The organism is Oleiagrimonas sp. MCCC 1A03011, from assembly GCF_003267965.1.
Lineage (GTDB): Bacteria > Pseudomonadota > Gammaproteobacteria > Xanthomonadales > Rhodanobacteraceae > Oleiagrimonas > Oleiagrimonas citrea.
In genome coordinates this window covers 73,421-93,503 of record NZ_MSPY01000003.1, presented here as the reverse complement: position 1 = coordinate 93,503, position 20,083 = coordinate 73,421, and the positions used below count along the sequence as shown (strand labels likewise).

Annotated in this window: 10 protein-coding genes and 1 tRNA gene; all 11 read left to right on the top strand. The window is 66.7% G+C overall.

From position 1 onward, the window contains the following. Window positions 1–56: 56 nt before the first annotated feature. The 11 genes from BTJ49_RS06950 to BTJ49_RS06900 all read left to right on the top strand — a co-directional run bounded on the left by BTJ49_RS06950 (window position 57) and on the right by BTJ49_RS06900 (window position 20,015). Window positions 57–1,130, top strand: coding sequence for a heparan-alpha-glucosaminide N-acetyltransferase domain-containing protein (locus BTJ49_RS06950; RefSeq protein WP_113065075.1), 1,074 nt, complete (start codon window positions 57–59; stop codon window positions 1,128–1,130). A gap of 80 nt (window positions 1,131–1,210) precedes the next feature. Beyond that, window positions 1,211–3,523 (top strand): family 20 glycosylhydrolase, encoded by a 2,313-nt coding sequence (locus BTJ49_RS06945; protein ID WP_240601762.1) that lies wholly within the window; start codon window positions 1,211–1,213, stop codon window positions 3,521–3,523. Between the two features lie 103 nt (window positions 3,524–3,626). After that, a tRNA-Arg gene (locus BTJ49_RS06940) sits at window positions 3,627–3,703 on the top strand. Between the two features lie 88 nt (window positions 3,704–3,791). Continuing rightward, window positions 3,792–5,324, top strand: a complete 1,533-nt coding sequence (locus BTJ49_RS06935) for an aldehyde dehydrogenase family protein (protein ID WP_113064672.1) — start codon at window positions 3,792–3,794, stop codon at window positions 5,322–5,324. A 121-nt stretch (window positions 5,325–5,445) separates the two neighbouring features. Beyond that, complete coding sequence (locus BTJ49_RS06930; protein WP_113064671.1) at window positions 5,446–6,210, top strand: SDR family NAD(P)-dependent oxidoreductase; 765 nt, start codon at window positions 5,446–5,448, stop codon at window positions 6,208–6,210. A 52-nt stretch (window positions 6,211–6,262) separates the two neighbouring features. Beyond that, window positions 6,263–7,303 carry a quinone-dependent dihydroorotate dehydrogenase gene (locus tag BTJ49_RS06925; RefSeq protein ID WP_113064670.1) on the top strand — a complete coding sequence of 347 codons (1,041 nt, stop codon included), beginning with the start codon at window positions 6,263–6,265 and terminating at the stop codon, window positions 7,301–7,303. 35 nt (window positions 7,304–7,338) lie between these two features. Continuing rightward, window positions 7,339–8,376 carry a UDP-N-acetylmuramate dehydrogenase gene (murB, locus tag BTJ49_RS06920; protein WP_113065073.1) on the top strand — a complete coding sequence of 346 codons (1,038 nt, stop codon included), beginning with the start codon at window positions 7,339–7,341 and terminating at the stop codon, window positions 8,374–8,376. A 124-nt stretch (window positions 8,377–8,500) separates the two neighbouring features. After that, window positions 8,501–9,601 carry a hypothetical protein gene (locus tag BTJ49_RS06915; RefSeq protein ID WP_113064669.1) on the top strand — a complete coding sequence of 367 codons (1,101 nt, stop codon included), beginning with the start codon at window positions 8,501–8,503 and terminating at the stop codon, window positions 9,599–9,601. A gap of 263 nt (window positions 9,602–9,864) precedes the next feature. Next, window positions 9,865–11,529: a POTRA domain-containing protein gene (locus BTJ49_RS06910; protein WP_113064668.1), complete on the top strand. Its 1,665-nt coding sequence runs from the start codon at window positions 9,865–9,867 to the stop codon at window positions 11,527–11,529. Between the two features lie 19 nt (window positions 11,530–11,548). Beyond that, the gene (locus BTJ49_RS06905; protein ID WP_113064667.1) at window positions 11,549–17,107 is read left to right on the top strand and encodes a GLUG motif-containing protein; all 5,559 of its coding nucleotides are present in this window, start codon (window positions 11,549–11,551) and stop codon (window positions 17,105–17,107) included. A gap of 208 nt (window positions 17,108–17,315) precedes the next feature. After that, window positions 17,316–20,015 (top strand): pitrilysin family protein, encoded by a 2,700-nt coding sequence (locus tag BTJ49_RS06900; protein ID WP_113064666.1) that lies wholly within the window; start codon window positions 17,316–17,318, stop codon window positions 20,013–20,015. The last annotated feature ends 68 nt before the right edge of the window (window positions 20,016–20,083 follow it).

Here is a 20,083-nt window from a genome sequence, read left to right as displayed (position 1 = left end):
ATTCCAGTGCCCGCCATGCGATGCACGATCGCGAACGCCTGACCGGGAGTGACGTCATGCCGCCGAAACCGCCACGACTCGCCTCTGTCGACGCGCTGCGCGGCTGCACCGTGGCCGCGATGCTGCTGGTCAACGATCCCGGCGACTGGAGCCATGTGTTCGCACCGCTCGAACACGCTGCCTGGAACGGCTGCACACCGACCGATCTGATCTTTCCCTTCTTCCTGTTCGTCATGGGCGTGTCCGTGGCCCTGGCGCTCCTGCCTCGCCTGGAGCGCGGCGATGCACCCGCGGCTCTGCGCAACGCGGCGCTCTGGCGCGCGCTGCGCATCGTGCTGCTCGGACTGGCGATCAACGCGCTGGCCGCATGGCTGATGCCGCACCGCGACATGCGCTGGCCCGGCGTGCTGCAACGCATCGGCGTGTGCTTCGCCGGTACCGCGCTGCTGGCGCTGTACGCACGTCCGCGCGCATGGTGGTGCGTCATCGCGGCGTTGCTGATCGGCTATGCGGCGCTGCTCATACTCGGCGGTTCGCTGGCTCCGTGGATCAACATCGTCAGCCGCACCGACAGCGCCGTGTTCGGACACTACGTGTGGAGCATCGACCCGGCGACCGGCCGCGGCCACGACCCCGAAGGCTTGCTCAGTACCCTGCCCGCCTTCGCCACCAGCCTGTTCGGTTTGTCTGCGGGTGCCTGGCTGCGTGCACGACGCATCCGTCCGCTGCTTGTGCTGGCCATCGCCTGCCTGACACTGGGCTGGCTGGCATCGTGGTGGCTGCCGTTCAACAAGAATCTGTGGACGCCATCCTTCACGCTGTGGACGGCGGGCTGGGCGACGCTGGCCCTGCTTGGGTTTCACCTCGCCATCGACACGCGCGGCTGGCCGGCGTGGGGACGACGCTTCGGCGTCAACGCCATCGCCGCCTACGCCGGTTCCGAACTGATGCAGATCCTGCTGCCGGCGCTGGGCTGGCAGACGCCGATCTACCGATACGGTTTCGCCGACTGGATCGCGCCACTCGCCGGACCGCGCATGGCCTCGCTCGCGTTCGCCGTGGCGTTCACGGCACTGTGGTGGCTGATCGTGTGGACCATGGACCGCCGCAAGCTGTACCTGAAACTTTGAACCGACCGCGCGGCCTGCCGCATGATGGCGACCGCACGGTCCGTAACCGCATGGCGCTGCGCGCCGGGAGAATCCGACTGATGATGCGTGGAATCCACCTGTCCCTGCTCGCCGCACTGCTACTGACCTGCGCCGCCCAGGCGGCCGCGCCACCCGCGGCGTCGCCCTGGTCGATCATCCCGCGCCCGGCGCAGATGCAGCTGGCCGCGCATGGCCACACGCGCATCGCCGACGGTGCGACGATTGCGGTAACGCCCGATACCGCCGCCACGCGCTCGGTCGCGCGGCAATTCATCGCCCTGATCGCACACGCCCGCGGGCTGCATCTGTGCTTGGCCGCACACGACGACCCGCACGCCGTCATCGCACTGAAGCTCGGCGCCGACGATGCCATCACCGGCGACGCCGGTTATCGCCTGCGCATCGGCGACAACCGCGTACACATCCAGGCGCGCGCGCCGCAGGGACTGTTTTACGGCAGCGTGACGCTGTGGCAACTGCTCACGCAGACGCCCGGCGCGCGCGGCCCCGCGATACTCACCGACGGCGTCATCACCGACCATCCGCGCTTCGCTTGGCGCGGCCTGATGCTGGATTCGGCGCGTCACTTCCAGTCCGTCGCCGACATCAAGAAGCTGATCGACTGGATGGCGCTGCACAAGCTCGACGTGCTGCACTGGCACCTGACCGACGACCAGGGCTGGCGCCTGCAGATCAAGCGTTATCCCGAACTGACCCGCATCGGCGCCTGCCGCAAGGCGGTCGGCCCCGACGCCGCGCTCACCGGCAGTCCGGACAAGCCCTACTGCGGCTTCTACACCCAGGCCCAGGTGCGCGACCTCGTTCGCTACGCGCAGCAGCGCTTCGTCACCATCGTTCCCGAGATCGAGATCCCCGGCCACGCGCAGGCGGCCATCGCCAGCTACCCGGAACTGGGCGTCACCGGCCAGCGTCCGCCCGTGTCCACCGACTGGGGCATCAACACCTGGCTGTACGCACCGAACCAGCACAGCCTGAAATTCCTCGAGAACGTACTGGACGAGGTGATGCCGCTGTTCCCATCCAAATACATCCACGTCGGCGGCGACGAGGCGGCCAAGGACCAGTGGCAGGCCTCGCCCGCGGTGCAGGCACAGATGAAGAAACTCGGCCTGAAGGACGAGAACGCCCTGCAGGGCTGGATGATCGGAAAGATCGGCGCCTACCTCGACGCGCACCACCGCCGCCTGATCGGCTGGGACGAGATTCTCGAAGGCGGCGTGCCCGCCGACGCCACGGTGATGTCCTGGCGCGGCGTGAAGGGCGCCATCGAAGCCGCCCACGCCGGCCACGACGTGGTGTTGTCGCCCTCGCCCGTGCTGTACCTCGATCACTTGCAGAGCGACGCGCCCGACGAACCCGCCGGCCGCCCGCAGGTCGAAAGCCTGAAGAACATCTACGACTTCAACCCGATCCCGGACGCCATCGACGCGTCGCAGGCGCGCCACGTGCTTGGCGCGCAGCTCGACCTGTGGACCGAGTACATGCCGACCTTCGCCCGCGACCAGCACGCGATCTTCCCGCGCCTGGCGGCGCTGGCCGAAGTCGTCTGGTCACCCGCCGACAGCCACGACTGGAGCGACTTCCTGCACCGCATGCCGGCACAACTGGCCCGCTACCACGCGCTGGGTATCGACTACGCCGACAGCGCCTGGGCGCCGCGCTTCGCACTCTCCGCCGGACGCGACGGGACCATCGATGTCGCCCTGTCCAACCAGACCGGCCAGGGCGCGATCCACTACACCACGGACGGCCGCGCACCGACGGCGAAATCGCCGCGCTACGACGCACCGCTGTCGCTGCCCGGGCACGCCGCCACTACGCTGCGCGCCGCCACCTTCGCCGACGACGGCTTCCGCCTCGCCGCGCCGCGTACCCGGCGGATCGACGAAACCGCCCTGCACACCCGCCGCAGCGACCAACTCGACACCTGCACCCACAAGATCGTGCTGCGTATCGAGGACGACCGCCCGCTGCACGGCCCGCGTCCGTTCTACCAGATGGACATCAACGACATGTGCTGGATCTGGAAACAGGCTCCGACCGCCGGCATGCGCCACCTGACCGTGACCGTCGGCAACCTGCCGTGGAACTACGCGCTGTGGAAGGACGCCGCCGGCGTGATCAAGCGCCCGACCGCGGCACCTCACGGCGCGCTCGAAGTACACCGCGACACCTGCGACGGCCCGCGCATCGCACGCATGCCGCTGACCGCGGCCGCCCGGACCAAACTGCAAACCACCCTGCATGCCGAACTGCCGCCCCTGACCGGCGCGCACGACCTTTGTTTCATCGCCACCGGCGACCCGACACAGGGACTGTGGGCCATCGGCAACGTGAAACTGTCTCCCTGAACGACCGCACGCGCGGCAGCGGTCGAACCCGTTGCCACGCTTCACTGCATCACCGTTTCCGTTTTGCGCGCTCGGGCCGCTAGAATGCCCGCGATCCGCACGAGGCCCCGTAGCTCAGCTGGATAGAGCATTCGCCTCCTAAGCGAAAGGTCGCAGGTTCGAATCCTGCCGGGGTCGCCACGTCCGCCTGCCGGGCGCGTTTGCACGCTTCTGATAGAATGTTCGTTTTGCGCGGGGCATCCCCGCCGTCAACGACGCAGGAGCACGTATGTCGCACGAGATTCTGAAGGCCCTCGGCCTTTCCGACGTCAATTCAGGCACCTACCTGGGCAACGGCGAGTGGTCGACGGATACCAGCGCCGGTCTGATCGAGGTGACCAACCCCTCGACCGGCGAGGTCATCGCCAAAGTGCACGGCACCAGCGCCGCCGACTACGAGACCATCGTCGAGCGCGCCCGCGAAGCCTTCCAGACCTGGCGCACCACACCCGCCCCGCAGCGCGGCGAAGCCGTGCGCCTGTGCGGCGAGGCTCTGCGTAAGTACAAGGACGAACTCGGTTCGCTGGTCAGCCTGGAGAACGGCAAGATCAAGCCCGAGGGCGACGGCGAAGTGCAGGAGATGATCGACATCGCCGACTTCGCTGTCGGCCAGAGCCGCATGATGTACGGCCTGACCATGCATTCGGAGCGTCCGGGTCACCGCATGTACGAGCAGTGGCATCCGCTGGGCGTGGTCGGGATCATCTCGGCCTTCAACTTCCCGGTCGCGGTGTGGGCGTGGAACGCCATGCTGGCCGCCGCCTGCGGCGACATCTGCATCTGGAAGCCGTCGCCGAAGACCCCGCTGACCGCCATCGCCACCATGAAGATCTGCAACGAGGCGCTCAAGGCCGGCGGCTTCCCGGAAATCTTCTACCTGTTCAATGACGGCAGCAACGAGCTGGCGCAGACTTTCGTCGACGACAAGCGCATCGACCTGGTCAGCTTCACCGGTTCGTGCGCGGTCGGCCGCAAGGTCGGTGTGCGCGTGGCCGAGCGCATGGGTCGCTCGCTGCTGGAACTGGGCGGCAACAACGCCATGATCGTGGACGAGACCGCCGACCTGAAGCTGGCCATCCCGGCCATCGCCTTCGGCGCCGTCGGCACCGCGGGTCAGCGCTGCACCAGCACGCGCCGCCTGATCGTGCACGAATCCATCGCCCAGGAAGTCACCGAGAAGCTGGTCAAGGCCTACAAGCAGATCGAGAGCAAGATCGGCGATCCGACCGATCCCGCCACGCTGATGGGTCCGCTGATCGACCAGGCCTCGGTCGAGCGCTTCACCAAGGCACTGGACGCGGCCAAGGCGGCCGGCGGCACCGTCGCCACAGGCGGCGAGAAACTGGATCGTCCGGGCAACTTCGTGACCCCGGCCATCGTCACCGGCCTGCCCGGCGACGCCGAAATCGTGCGCACCGAGACCTTCGCCCCGATCCTGTACGTGATCCCGTACAGCGACCTGGACGACGCCATCGCGCTGCAGAACAGCGTGCCGCAGGGCCTGTCCAGCGCATTCTTCACGCTGAACATGCGCAATGCCGAGCGCTTCCTGTCGGCGACCGGCTCGGACTGCGGCATCGCCAACGTCAACATCGGCACCTCCGGCGCCGAGATCGGCGGCGCGTTCGGCGGCGAGAAGGAAACCGGCGGCGGCCGCGAGTCGGGCTCCGACGCGTGGCGCGCCTACATGCGCCGTCAGACCAACACCATCAACTGGTCGTCGGAACTGCCGCTGGCGCAGGGCATCAAGTTCGAGATCTGATCGAACCGTCCATGCACGGCACCGAGGGGAGTCGGACACGCGTCCGGCTCCCCTTTTTCATGCCTTCGCCATGCAGCCGTCCTACAATGGCCGACTCGAAAAGAAAGGCCCCGGAGTTCCCATGCGCACCACGTTCAACTTTTCCGGCTACCGCGTGCTGGTGGCTGGCGGCAGCAAGGGCATCGGCCGCAGCATCGCCCTGGCCTTCGCCCAGGCGGGCGCGGCGGTGTCGGTCTGTGCGCGCGGCGAACAGGCGCTGGCCGAGGTCGACGGCGCGCTCAGCGCCCACGGCGGCACGGTGCATACCGAATCCTGCGACCTCGGCGACGCCCAGGCCGTGCAGGGCTGGATCGAGAATGCCGCGCAGACGCTCGGCGGCATCGACGTGCTGGTCAACAACGCCAGCGGCTACGGCTTCGACGACGACGACGACGCCAGTTGGGAAGCCGACTTCCGCATCGACCTGATGGCCGCCGTGCGCGCCTCGCGCCACGCGCTGCCTTTCCTGCGCAAGTCGGAACACCCTTGCATCCTGCACACCAGTTCCATCGCGGCGATGAACCCGCGCCCCAAGGGCGCGTGCTACGCGGCGCTGAAGGCGGCCGTCAGTCATTACACGACCTCGCAAGCCAAGGCGCTGGCGCCCGAGCGCATCCGGGTCAACGCCATCGCGCCCGGCTCGATCGAGTTCCCGGGCGGCCTGTGGGACGACGTGCGCCGCAACGATCCCGAACGCTACGCCGCGACGCTGGCGCGCATTCCGTTCGGCGCCTACGGCCGTCCCGAAGATATCGCGCAGGCGGCCCTATTCCTGGCCTCGCCGATGGCCGCCTGGATCACCGGCCAGATCCTCGCCGTGGACGGCGGCCAGTCGCTGAACGGCTGAAGCCGTGACGACGACCCGCTAAGCTGCCCCGAACCCGGACCGGACCGAAACCATGAATCCGTACGAACTGTTCCGCCCGCTGCTGTTCGCGCTGAACCCGGAAGCCGCGCACGGCCTGGGTTTGTATGCGCTTGGCGTGGCGCAGCGCAGCGGCTTCGCGCACCGCATCGCGCCGCCGCCGAAAGACCTGCCGGTACGTGCATTCGGCATCGACTTTCCCAATCCGGTCGGCTTGGCCGCGGGTCTGGACAAGAATGCCGAACACCTCGATGCCCTGGGTGCGTTGGGCTTCGGTTCTATCGAGGTCGGCACGGTGACGCCACGTGCCCAGGCCGGTAACCCGAAACCGCGGCTGTTCCGCCTGCCGGAACACGAGGCGATCATCAACCGGATGGGCTTTAACAACGCCGGCATCGACGCGCTGGTGCGCAATGTCGAGCAGTCCCGGTACGACGGCGTACTCGGCATCAATATCGGCAAGAACCGCGACACGCCCAACGAGCAGGCGGTGAACGACTACCTGCACGGCCTGCGCCGCGCCTACGGTCTGGCGTCGTACATCACGGTCAACATCTCCTCGCCCAACACCAAGGGCCTGCGCGATCTGCAAAAGGACACCCAGCTGGAAGCCTTCATCGGCCGCCTGCGCGAAGAGCAGGAGCTGCTGGGCAGCCAGCACGACGCGCGCAAGCCGATGCTGCTGAAGATTGCGCCGGATCTGGACGACAAGGAACTCGACGCCATGGCCGCCGTGCTCGAGAAGAGCGGCATCGACGGCGTCATCTGCACCAACACCACGCTGGATCGCAGCGGTGTGCAGGGCGCGCCGCATGCCGACGAAGCGGGCGGTCTGTCCGGTCGCCCACTGCGGGCCGCCGCCGACCGCGTGCTTCAGGGCATGCGTGCACGGCTGCCCGAACGCATCCCACTGATCGGCGTCGGCGGCATCCTCGACGGCGACGCTGCGGCTGGCAAGATCAGTGCGGGTGCGGCCCTGGTGCAGATCTACTCCGGCATGATCTACCGCGGCCCGGGGCTGCTCGGCGAATGCGTCGAGGAAATCCGCCGCCAGCACCACGCCGACACCGAATAAGGACACCCATGCATAGCATGAACCCCGCCGTCGACATGGGCGGCTACCGCGTCACCGAGAACGCTTCGCTGGCATCGCGCAACACGCTGCGCGTGGACGTGCGCGCCGACTGGCTGCTGGAACTGACCGATGCCGCGCGCCTGCCCGACGTGCTGGCGCTGCCCGCCATCGCCTCGACGCCACTGCTGGCGCTCGGCGAAGGCAGCAACATCCTGTTCGCGGACGATTTCCACGGCGCGGTGCTGGCGATGGCCACGCGCGGCGTGCACGTGGAGGAAGACGGCGACGTCGCGCGCATCGCGGTCGCCGCCGGCGAGCGCTGGGACGACTTCGTGCGCTGGTCGCTGAGCCAGGGCTTCGCCGGGCTGGAGAACCTGATCCTGATCCCGGGCACGGTCGGCGCCGCGCCGATCCAGAACATCGGCGCCTACGGCGTCGAAGTAGCCGAATTCATCGAAGCCGTGGAAGCCTGGGACCGCACCACCCGGAAGGTCGTGTCGCTGGACCGGACCGCCTGCGCCTTCGCCTATCGCGACTCGCTGTTCAAACGCGAGCCGGACCGCTACATCGTCACCGCCGTCCGCTTCGCCCTGCCGCGCAAGCGCGAACTGCGACTCGACTACGCCGGCATCGGCGATCAGCTCAAGCGCATGGGCATCGTCACGCCCACGCCGTTCCACGTCGCCGAAGCGGTGGTGCATCTGCGCACCCGCAAGCTGCCCGACCCGGCCGTCATCGGCAACGCCGGCAGCTTCTTCAAGAACCCGCAGGTGGATACCGAAACCGCCGCGGCGCTCAAGCGTGACCATCCCGACATGCCGCAGTGGCCGATTGCCGACGACGCCGTGAAGCTGTCGGCCGCATGGCTGATTGAATCCTGCGGTTTCAAGGGCTTGCGCGAAGAAGATGCGGGCATCTCGAACCGGCATGCCCTGGTGCTCGTCAACCATGGCCGCGCGCGCGGCGATCAGCTGTGGGCGCTGGCGCAGAAGGTCCGCCGTGGCGTGGAGGAACGCTTCGGCATCCTGCTGCATCCCGAGCCGAAGGTCATCGGCGCATCCATCGACACATGACCATCCAGGCCCGGGGATTGGGCTGATGCGGACGCGCCGGCTCGGGTAGCATGCGTGGCGGCATGTGTACCCGACACGTCATGACCGATGCACAACGCTGCTCCTATCCCGCCGGAACCCGCCCATGCACTTCGATATCCAGCTGCGCTTCCAGCCCTCGCCCGCCTTCATCGGCATCCTGGCGGACATGAACGAGCGCTACGCCGACTGGACCGACGGCTCCTACGACTGGGCCAATCAGACCGAGGATTTCCTGGCCACCCCCGCTGCACTGCCGGATTTCGACGAGTCCCTGCTGCAGACGCCACTGAGCAAGCGCGCCGTTAACGACACGCTGCAGATCGCCATCGCCCTGCTGTCGGGCAACTACCCGCTAGTGCGTGACTACCTCAAGGACACCCGATTCGCCTTCGTCATCGGCTACCCGCGCAGCGGCGGCAGTTACCTGACCAAGGAGCTGCTGCGCACGATCGGACTGGAACACACCCATGTCTCCGAAGCGCTCGCGCACGACGGTTTCCCGGACCTTCGTGAAACCTGGTACGACTGGGCCGGCGACCGCCCCTACTACCATCTGCAGCACTCGGTCTTCGAGGTCGCCGAATTCCTGGTGATTGCGCATCTGTATTACCAGCGTCGGACCGCAAAGCGCGAGGACGGTCTCTGGCTGGTCCCGAAGAAGATGCACAAGATGGTTGCCTGGGCCGGCAGCTTCAAGATGCTGCTGGGCCAGGGGCGCGCCGACTACATCATGACGGTGCGTCACCCGGTTCCGGCCTGTATCTCCATCTACGAAAAGGGCGGCGAACTCCCCGCGGATGGCCTGTTCCCGATGGCCGCGCCGCGCAGCGCCATCGAGCACTGGGTCATCAACGACCTCATGCACCTGGGCCACAGCGCGCAGGAAATCGCCCGAATGCCCTACATCGATGCCGTCTTGACCAGCTGGAGCCAGTTCCACCTGCGCATGGCCGGTTCCGGGCTGTTCCTCGGCGACCGCAATGAAATACGCATCGTGCCGTACGGCAAATCCGAGCTGGAGACGGTGGTGCGTGACTACCGTGCGGCATGGAGCAGCGACGGCGGCGCCCCTGAACCCGTACATGTCCACGACAAGGCCGCGCAACACCCGGACTGGATCGCCAGAGGCGATGCCGCAGTGGACGCCGTGGCCCGGGCCTGGGCGTCGCTCGGCCTGCCATTTCCGAAGTTGTCGCTGCGCTGACCTGCGCCACTATTCGAGTCCTCCATCGCCGCGTCGTGAGTCAGTGCGTTTTCCCGCTGCGGGCAGACCACGAACGACCGGGGCGAAGAAGCCTGCAACGGCGCACATGCGTTTTGCTATCCTCTTCACTTCGAGGAAGGGGTGGATAACGGACTCACCATGCGCTTTCATCGGCTCCGTCCGGTGCAGGCGGCCTATGCGTGTGTCCGGACCTGACAACACGGTCCCTTCCAGCGCCTGCTCTGGAACAGGGACCATCGAAGATGACCACCACCCGTTTGACCGGCCTGCTTGTGCCCACACTGCTGGCCCTGAGCATGAGCACGGCTCTCCAGGCACAGACCGCGCCACCCGCGGGCACCGTGCTCAAGCAGACCACTCCACCGCCTTCGCTTCCCACTGCACCGCAGTCGGTGATCGAGCTGCCCGCGCCCGCACAGCAGAGCGCGGCTTCCGCCACGCCGATCCCGGTCCATCTGGTGCAGATCCAGGGCAATACCCTCATTGCCACTCCTGACCTGCAACCGCTGGTGCGCAGTCTCGATGGCCGCACCGTCACCCTTGGCGATCTGCAGCAGGCCGCACAGCGCATCACCGATCTGTATCGCGCGCGCGGGTATCCGCTGGCACATGCCTACGTGCCAGCCCAGAGCATCCGCAACGGTGTCGTGCGCGTGGTTGTGATCGAGCCACGCTTCGATCGCATCCGCATCGACAATGCATCCCGCCTGTCCTCGCCGCAGGCGCGCCGCACGCTCGACCTGCGTTCCGGACAGACCATCACCGACAACAACCTCGACCGCGGTCTGCTGCTGCTCAACCGCACGCCCGGCGTGCGTGTGGCCGGCACCCTGGTGCCCGGCGCGCAGCCGGCCACCAGCAGCCTGCAAGTCAAGCTGGACAGCACCCCGGTCCTGCATACCCAGCTGTTCGCCGACAACTACGGCAACGCCAGCACCGGTCGCGCACGCGGCGGCGTCAACCTGAATCTGGACAATCCCTTCGGACACGGCGCGCAGCTCGCCTTCAATGCGCTGACCTCCGCTGGCGGCTTGCTGCATGCCGGGGGCTTCAACTTCACTTCGCCCGATCTGCGCAACGGTCTGCGCGCCGGCGTCTACGGCTCGCGCACGCTGTATCGCCTGGGCGGCGACTTTGCCGCACTCGGCATCCGCGGACGCGTCAATCAGGCTGGCGTGGATCTGGACTACCCGCTGATCCTTCGCCCCGGACACCTGCTGCAGGTTCGACTGGACCTGCTTCGCAACGGTTTCGACCAGAACAACGCCACCGCATCCACTCTCGGCCACTCGCACATCCGCATGGCCCGCCTGAGCCTGAGCGGCCTGCGCGCCGATGCCCACGGCAACACCTCCGGCGGCCTGAGTATCAGCCACGGCAATCTGTCTCTGGACAACGCCGATGCCCGCCTGACCGACAGCTCCGGACCGCAAGCCGGTGGCGCCTTCTGGGTTGCCCAGTTGCAAGCGCTGCGCAGTCAGAAGTTGCCGGCCCACTGGACGCTGAACGCGGGCATCGAAGCCCAGCTGGCCAGCCACCCGCTCGATGGCAGCCAGCAGTTCTACCTGGGCGGGCCGTATGCCGTCATGAGCGCACCGGTCAGCGCCGGTGGCGGCGATGCCGGCGTGCTGCTCGACGTGCGACTGGCCCACGCCCTGCTCGATGTCGGCGCACAGCACCTGAGTGGAAGCTTCCTGTTGCAGTCCGGCAGGGCCTGGCGTCGCGGCTCGGCCTCCGGCTCACCGCAGTCCACGCATCTGAGCGGTGCCGGCCTGGGGCTGGATTACCGCTTCGAACGCCGCGTCCAGGCCAGCCTGACCTACGTCCACGGCCTGGGCAACACACGCACCCCGGACGGCACCCGTGCCGATGGCGAGTTCTGGGGCCGCGTGAGCATCGACCTGTAGACATCCGAGGCAACGATCCATGAATCACATCTATCGACTGGTCTGGAATCACACCCTCGGCATGCTGGTCGCGGTGAGTGAAATCGCCCGCGGCAAGCACGGAGGTATCGTGCGACGCGGCGAACGGCGCGTGCGCATCCGCCCGCTCCGCGCCGCCCTGCTGGCGGCCCTCGGGCTTGCCCCGGCGCTGTCCTTGGCGCGGCCACCGCTGTCCCAACAGCTTCTCCCGAACCTGAGCAGCACGTCGCCGAGCACAACGCCCGCGACTCAACCGGCCCTTGCAGCACCCGCCACGCCGCTGCCCGTCGGCGGACAGGTCGTCGGCGGACAGGCGGCAATCACACAGAACAGCGACACCCTCACCGTCCACCAAACCAGCCAGAACGCCATTATCGACTGGCAATCCTTCGACATCGGGTCGGGCTACACCGTCCGCTTCGATCAACCGGGCAGCTCCAGCGTCGCGCTGAACCGCGTGCTCGGCAGCGACCCGAGTGCGATCTACGGACACCTCGACGCCAACGGCCAGGTATTCCTGGTCAATCCCAATGGCATCTATTTCGCTCCCGGTACAAGCGTCGACGTGGGCGGCATCGTGGCGTCCACGCTGGACATCGCCAATCAGGATTTCCTCTCGGGCAACTACCACTTCACGGGCGCCAGCACGGCTGGCGTGCGCAATGACGGCCGTCTTCGCGCCCACGACGGCGGCTATGTCGCCCTGCTCGGCGCTAACGTCAGCAACCACGGCAGCATCGTCACGCCGGGTGGCGCTGCGGCGCTCGGTGCCGGCGATCGCGTCTCGCTGACCCTAACGGGCAACCACCTGCTGAACTTCGAAGTCAGCGGCGCGGCACTGAATGCACTGGCCCACAACGGCGGCCTGATCCGCGCCGACGGCGGCAAAGTGATCCTGAGCGCCAAGGCGCGGGACGCACTGCTGCAGACGGTGGTGAACAACAGCGGGCAGATCCAGGCACAGACGGTGGCCGATCACGACGGCACCATCGAACTGCTGGGCGGTGACAGCGGTACCGTGCAGGTCGGAGGCACTCTGGATGCCTCCGCCCCGAATGGAGGCGACGGCGGATTCATCGAGACCTCCGGCACCCACGTCAAGATCGCCGGCGACGCCACCGTCACCTCCCACGCCGCATCCGGCGCCGACGGCCACTGGCTGATCGACCCGCAGGACTTCACCATCGCCGCATCCGGCGGCGACATGACCGGCGCGGCGCTATCGACCGCGCTGGGCGGCGGCAACGTCACCATCCAGTCCACCACCGGCGGCACCGCCGGCAACGGCGACATCTTCGTCAACGACACGGTTGCCTGGAGCGCCAACACACTCACCCTGAACGCCTACCGCGACATCGTCGTCAACACCGCGATGAACGGCTCGGGCACCGCCGGACTGGCGCTGGAGTACGGCCAGGGCTCGGCCAGCGGCGTCATCAACAGCGTGGCATCCGACTACATCGTCCATGCGCCGATCAACCTGGCCAACACGGGCAGCTTCTCCATCAAGATGGGTACGTCTGGCAGCACGATCGGCTACACCATCATCACCAGCCTGGGCACCGCGGGCGATGCCAGCACCACGCCCAGCACCATGACCCTGCAAGGGGTGACCGGCGGCAGCATGAGCGCCAACTATGTCCTGGGCGCCGACATCGATGCCTCGACCACGGCAAACTGGAACCCCGATGGCTTTGGCGGCTACTACGGCTTCGACCCCATCGGCGATGGCAGCGGCGGCTCCACCTTCACCGGCCGGTTCGACGGCTTGGGCCACACCGTCAGCAACCTGACCACGGTCGCCCGCTTCGCGTTTGCGGCGAGCCTGTTCGGCTACACCAGCAACAGCACCATCCGCAACATCGGCATGGTGAACGCCAACGTCACCGGCATCCGCTATGCCGGCGGACTGGTCGGGTACGCCATCGGCGGAACCATCGACAACGCCTACGCCACCGGCACGGTGAGCACAACGTCCACCAACGACAGCGCCGGCGGACTGGTCGGCGTCAACAGCGGCACCATTAGCAACGCTTACGCCACCGGCAACGTCAACGGCACTACCAACACCGGCGGGCTGGTCGGCCAGAACACCGGCACGATCAGCAATGCCTATGCCACCGGCAACGTCGTTGGCGACTCTGAAGTCGGCGGCCTGATCGGACTCAACCTTGGATCCAGCTCCAAGATCAGCAACGTCTACGCCAGCGGCAACGTCAGCGGCAACGGCAACGGCATCCGAATCGGTGGCCTGATCGGATACAGCAGCAATGGGTCGATCAGCAACGCCTACGCCACCGGCGACGTCAGCGGCGGATCCATCGTCGGCGGGCTGCTGGGATACGTGTATGCCAGCACGGTGAGCAATGTCTACGCTACCGGCAAGGTCAGCGGCAGCAGCGACGTCGGCGGGCTGGTCGGAAGAAAAGACGCTCTTTTCGGCACCATCACCAACGGCTACTGGGACACCACCACCACCGGCAAGGGCACCAATGCCGGCTACGGGTACCTCACTGGCACAGTGACGGGCGGCGGTGGGCTGACCACCGCACAGCTCGCCGCCGCCCTGCCCTCGGGCTTCGCCTCCAGCAACTGGGACAACGCCGGCAACCAGACCACGCCGTATCTGCTGGCCAACACCAGCCTGCCCAGCGTCAGCGGCCACGTGGCCCTCGGCACGGACACCAGCGCCACGCCGACCTACTACAACGTCATCGTCAACCTCACTCAGCTGCAGAACATCAACAGCACCGGGCTGGGGCTGAACTACCTGCTGGGCAACAACATCGATGCCTCGGCCACGGCAAATTGGAACGGCGGCGCCGGCTTCGTGCCGTTCGGCAACAACTACTTCACCAATGCGTTCACAGGCGTGTTCGAAGGCCTGGGCTTCACCGTCAGCAACCTCGCCATCAACCGGCCGTCCGCCAGCTATGTAGGCCTGTTCGGCGTGGTGGGCAGCGGCGGCGTGGTACGCAATATCGGTGTCACCGGTGGCAGTGTCACCGGCTCCTACTGTGTGGGCGCACTGGCCGGCGCCAATCTCGGCACCATCACCGATGCCTACGCGACCAGCAGCGTCACCGGCAATTCCCTTGTGGGCGGTCTGGTCGGCTTGAACACCAATGGCTCGATCAGCAACGTCTATGCCACCGGCAACGTCACCGGCTCCGGCAACTACGAACAGGACATTGGCGGGCTGGTCGGCTACAACTCCAATGGCGCGATCAACAACGCCTATGCCACCGGCAACGTCACCGGCAAGTGGCAGATCGGCGGGCTGGTCGGACTCAATTCCAATAGCTCCACGATCAGCGATGTCTACGCCACCGGCAACGTCGTCGGCACCCATGAGGTCGGTGGACTGGTGGGTTCCAATACAGCGGACTCCACGATCACTAACGCCTATGCCACCGGCAGCGTCAGCGGCACCAACCACTTCGGCAGGCTGGTCGGAAGCAATTCGAACGGCGCGGTCATCACCAACGGCTACTGGGACACCAGCACCGGCCTCGCCACCGGTATCGGCAACAACGCCGCCACCGTCACCGGCGGTGGCGGCCTGACGACCGCGCAGTTGTCTGCCGCACTACCCTCGGGCTTCAACAGCAGCATGTGGGCCAACGCCGGCAACCAGACCACGCCTTACCTGCTGAGCAACGCAAGTTTCGACACCTACAGCGGTTCGGTGATCCTGGGTACGGACACCAGCGCCACGCCCGCGCAGTACAAGGTGATTACCGGCCTCGCCCAGCTGCAGAACATGAACAGCACCGGGCTGGGCCTCGACTACGTGCTGGGCAACAATATCGACGCCTCGGGCACTTCCACCTGGAACAATGGCGCGGGCTTCGTGCCTATTGGTGATTCCACTACGCACTTCACCGGCATTTTCGACGGATTGGGGCACTCCATCTCCAGCCTCACCGTCAACCGGCCAGGCACCTACTACGTGGGTCTGTTCGGCTACTCCAGCGGCACCTTGCGGGATGTCGGTCTGCTGAACAGCAGCATCAACGGCTTGGGCTTGGCCGGCGCGCTGGTCGGTCGCAGTGACGGCACAGTGGAATATGACTACGCCATTGGCGGCAGCGTGGCCGTGGCCCAGCACGGCGCCGGCGGACTGGTGGGACAGAGCAGCGGCACCATCAAGGACAGCTACGCCACCGACAGCGTGGCCGGCCTGAACAGTGGCGTCGCCTCCACCGCCATCGGTGGACTGGTCGGCTCGATGCTGATCGGCAGCACCACGAGCAACAGCTACGCCACCGGCAGCGTCAGCGGCGCCGGCGACGTCGGTGCGCTGGTGGGACAGAATTCCGGCACAGTCAGCACCAGTTACTGGGACACCGACACCTCCGGCGCTACCGCCGGTATCGGTGCCGCCTATTCGGGCGCCACCACCAGTGGCACCACCGGACTGACCGGCGCACAGATACTGCAGCAAGCCAGCTTCACCGGATTCGACTTCAGCTCGTCGCCGGTGTGGGTGATCTATGACGGCCACACCATGCCGCTGCTCAACGTGTTCCTCACCCCGCTCACGGTGACCGCTCCGGATCAGCACCAGACCTACACCGGCGGCACCTTCGGTCTGCTCAACCCGACCTACTCAGTGACGGGCGCGGACACCTCCGGTCATCTGTTCGGCCTCGGCGATGCGTACGCCGGCGCGGTCCATGTCGGCAGCTACAATCCGGATTTGTGGTCCGACCAGCAGGGCTACCGCATCACGTACGTCGGCGGCGCGCTGACCATCGATCCCAAAGCGCTGACGCTCTCCGGTCTGACCGTCGACAACAAGGTCTACGACGGCACCGCCGCCGCGACCATCGGCAGCTTCGGCTCGCTTTCCGGCGTCGTCGCCGGCGATTCCGTCAATCTGGTGACCAGCGGCGGCACGGCGAACTTCGCTGACGCCAATGCCGGGACCGGAAAGTCCGTCACGATCTCGGGCTTGTCTCTGTCGGGCAGCTCCGCCGCCGACTACACCGTGACCGGCATCGTCACTACCGCCGACATCACGGCTCGTCCGCTCACCGTGACGCTCACCGGAAACCCGACCAAGTCATTCGACGGCACGACGAGTGCACGCCTGAATGCGTCGAACTTCCTGCTCAGCGGTTTCGTGTCCGGCCAGGGCGCGACCGTGAATCAGACGACCGGCACCTATGCCGATGCCGGACCCGGCAGCGGCATCGGCGTATCGGCCACACTCGCTTCGACCGATTTCCTGGCCGACAGCGGCACTCTGCTTGGCAACTACATCCTGCCCACCCTGGCCAAGGGAACCGGCGCGATCCTCATGTCGAGCGTGCCGGGCGGCGCATCCTCGATCTCGTTCGCGTCGAGCGCTTCCTACGGTCGCGTCGGTATCAACAGCTTTGCACTGCCCCTGAACCCGCTGCTGCAGAACAGCATTTACGCGCCGGGCAAACCCACCACGGTGCATCTGACCGTGCAGCCGTCGTCGGAGACGCCCAGCGAGGCCCGGCGCTGCCTGAATCAGTCGATGGATCCTTTCGCCAAAGCTGCAAGCGGCAGCTGCATGAAGCATTGACGACAGACCCGGCGAGCGGACCAGACACGCTCGCCAGACTCAAGCGTTACCGGACCACCCCTGCCATCGGTTGACTTGGCGGGACCGCAGCCGCGCCGTAGGATGGCCGGATGCGGCGATGGATATGCCGAACGGCGTCCGTCCAGGACGCCCGCCGAACGGCCGTCGCCCGCGCTCTCGTCTTTTCGTCCTTCACAGGGAGTGTTTCATGCCCATCCGCTCGCTGCGGCCCATGCTGGCCTGCGTTCTGCTCGGTTTCGGCTTCGTTGCCGCCCCCCACCCCGCCCAGGCCAAGCCGGCTGCCACCGCTGCGCACGAACAGGTGCTGCGCGCCACGCTGAAGAACGGTCTGCGCGTAGTCATCGTGCGCGACACCCTCTCGCCCATGGTCACCACCCAGATCACCTATCTGGCGGGCGGCTACGAGACGCCGAAGGACTTCCCCGGCACCGCGCACGCACTGGAACACATGATGTTCCGCGACAGCAAGGGCCTGACCGGCGCACAGCTCAACGAGATGACCGGCAAGATGGGCGGGCAGAACAACGCCTTCACCACCATGGACGCCACCCAGTACTACTTTGTGGCGCCGTCGGCCTATCTGAACGTGCTGCTGCACATCGAGGCCGCACGCATGAACGGCGCGCTGCTGACCGAAAAGGACTGGCAGCTGGAGCGCGGTGCGATCGAGCAGGAGGTCTCGCGCGACATCTCCGACCCGGGTTATCTGGCGTTCCAGGAAGCCGAGCGCACGCTGTATGCCGGCACCGGCTACGCCGAGGACGCGCTGGGATCGCGCCCGACCTTCGACAAGACCGACTCGAAAGTCCTGCGCAGTTTCTACCGCCACTGGTACGTGCCCAACAACGCCATCTTCGTCATCGTCGGCGACGTCGACCCGCAGACCACGCTGACCAAGGTGAAGCAGCTGTTCGGCGACATTCCCGAACGCGCCACGCCGAAGCGTCGCCCCGTCGTACTGAAGCCGTTCAAGCCGCGCACCATCACCAAGACCACGCCCGACGCCACCGGCTCGGTGCAGTTCATGTACCGCATGCCCGGCCTCAAGACCAAGGATGCCGCGGCCGCACAGGTGCTGATGGATGTGCTCAACAACGCGCGCAGCCCGCTGTCCAAGCTGGCCGCGGACGGCAAAGTGCTCGACGCCGGCGCCGGCACGCAGACCTTCACCCGCGGCGGCATCGGCGTGGTCCAAGTCAGCGTGCCCAAGGGCGGCAACGCCGACCAGGCGCGCAAGGACATGGACGGCGTGCTCAATGCACTGCGCAAGCACGGCGCCCCGGCTGACCTGGTTGCCGCAGCCAAGCGCTCCGAGCTGGCCGACGCCGAGTTCAACAAGAACAGCGCCGTGAGTCTGGCCAGTGCGTGGTCGCAGGCCCTGGCGTGGCAGGGACTGGATTCGCCCAAGCAGGCTGAGGATCAGATCCGCAAAGTCACAGTCGCCGACGTCGACCGCGTGCTGCGCGCGTACCTGAAGCCGGATCAGCGCGTGACCGTCGTGCTCACGCCCAACCCCGACGGCAAGCGTCCGCCGCAGAGCGCCGGTTTCGGCGGCACCGAGAGCTTCGCCAGCAACGACAAGCTGGACGTGCCGCTGCCGAGCTGGGCCGAGAAGGCGCTGAACAAGCTGGAAATGCCACACTGGACGCTGAACCCGACGCAGATGAAGCTGGACAACGGCATCACGCTCATCGTGCAGCCGGAGAAGATCAGCAAGACCGTCACCGTCTACGGCCGCATCGACCAGAACGAGAACATGCAGGCACCCAAGGGACAGAAGGGTGTCGGCCAGGTGCTGGCCTCGCTGTTCGACTACGGCACTCGCTCGCTCGATCGCGACGCGTTCCACAAGGCGCTGGACGATATCGCCGCACGCGCCTCGGCAGGACCCAGCTTCTCGCTGGCCGTCCCCAGCGCCGACTTCGACCGCGGCATGCAACTGCTGGCCGACAACGAGCTGCACCCCGCCTTGCCGGCCAAGGCATTCGCCATCAAGCAGCAGTCCATCGCCCGAGAACTGGCCGGACGCATGCAGTCGCCGCGCTACAAGATGAACCAGGCGCTCAAGCGCGCGCTGTTCCCCGCCGGTGACGCATCGCTACGCGAAGCCACGCCGCAGAACGTCATGAAACTGACCCTGGGCGACGTGAAGAACTACTACGCCCGCACCTACCGTCCCGACATGACCACCATCGTGGTGGTCGGCGACGTGACGCCACAGCAGGCCAAGGCCGCAGTCGAGAAGTACTTCGGCGCATGGAAGGCACACGGCAACAAGCCGGACGTGGTGCCGCACAAGGTGCCGCTGAACAAGGCGCACTACGAGGTCGTGGACAACCCGTACGCCTCGCAGGACACCGTCCTGATGGCGCAGAACCTGGACATGGATCTGCACAATGCCGACCGCTACGCGCTGGACCTGGGCAATGACGTGCTCGGCGGCAACGGCTTCGCCTCGCGCCTGATGGTCGACGTGCGCGTGCGCCACGGCTACGCCTACGGCGCCAGTTCCGGACTCGACATCGGCCGCTCGCGCAGCATGTTCTACGTGTACTACGGCAGCGACCCGGAGAAGGTGTCCAAGGTGGACGGCCTGATCCACCAGAACCTGGCCGCCATGCGCGACACGCCGGTCAGCGAGGACGAGCTTACCAACGCCCGCCAGTACGAGATCCGCTCGATCCCGCTGCAGGTGTCCAGCGTCAACCGCATCGCCCGTTCGCTGGCGACCTGGAGCATCCACGGCGAACCGCTGAATCAGCCAATGATCGCCGCCGGACATTACCTGAAGCTGGATGCCGAACAGATCCGTGCAGCATTCCGCAAGTACCTGCATCCCGACCGTCTGGTGCAGGTGGTGCTGGGACCCGCGCCCAAGAAGCACTGATCGGATGCGTTCCCGACGGCAGCCCGCCATGTGCGCGGCTGCCGTCCCGACGAAGTCCTCCGAGCAAC

What these genes read in the sequence shown, in the direction of transcription:
- BTJ49_RS06950 (WP_113065075.1), top strand. Translation starts at nt 57, where the DNA reads ATGCCGCCGAAACCGCCACGACTCGCCTCTGTCGACGCGCTGCGCGGC.
- BTJ49_RS06945 (WP_240601762.1), top strand. Translation starts at nt 1,211, where the DNA reads ATGATGCGTGGAATCCACCTGTCCCTGCTCGCCGCACTGCTACTGACC.
- BTJ49_RS06935 (WP_113064672.1), top strand. Translation starts at nt 3,792, where the DNA reads ATGTCGCACGAGATTCTGAAGGCCCTCGGCCTTTCCGACGTCAATTCA.
- BTJ49_RS06930 (WP_113064671.1), top strand. Translation starts at nt 5,446, where the DNA reads ATGCGCACCACGTTCAACTTTTCCGGCTACCGCGTGCTGGTGGCTGGC.
- BTJ49_RS06925 (WP_113064670.1), top strand. Translation starts at nt 6,263, where the DNA reads ATGAATCCGTACGAACTGTTCCGCCCGCTGCTGTTCGCGCTGAACCCG.
- murB (WP_113065073.1), top strand. Translation starts at nt 7,339, where the DNA reads ATGGGCGGCTACCGCGTCACCGAGAACGCTTCGCTGGCATCGCGCAAC.
- BTJ49_RS06915 (WP_113064669.1), top strand. Translation starts at nt 8,501, where the DNA reads ATGCACTTCGATATCCAGCTGCGCTTCCAGCCCTCGCCCGCCTTCATC.
- BTJ49_RS06910 (WP_113064668.1), top strand. Translation starts at nt 9,865, where the DNA reads ATGACCACCACCCGTTTGACCGGCCTGCTTGTGCCCACACTGCTGGCC.
- BTJ49_RS06905 (WP_113064667.1), top strand. Translation starts at nt 11,549, where the DNA reads ATGAATCACATCTATCGACTGGTCTGGAATCACACCCTCGGCATGCTG.
- BTJ49_RS06900 (WP_113064666.1), top strand. Translation starts at nt 17,316, where the DNA reads ATGCCCATCCGCTCGCTGCGGCCCATGCTGGCCTGCGTTCTGCTCGGT.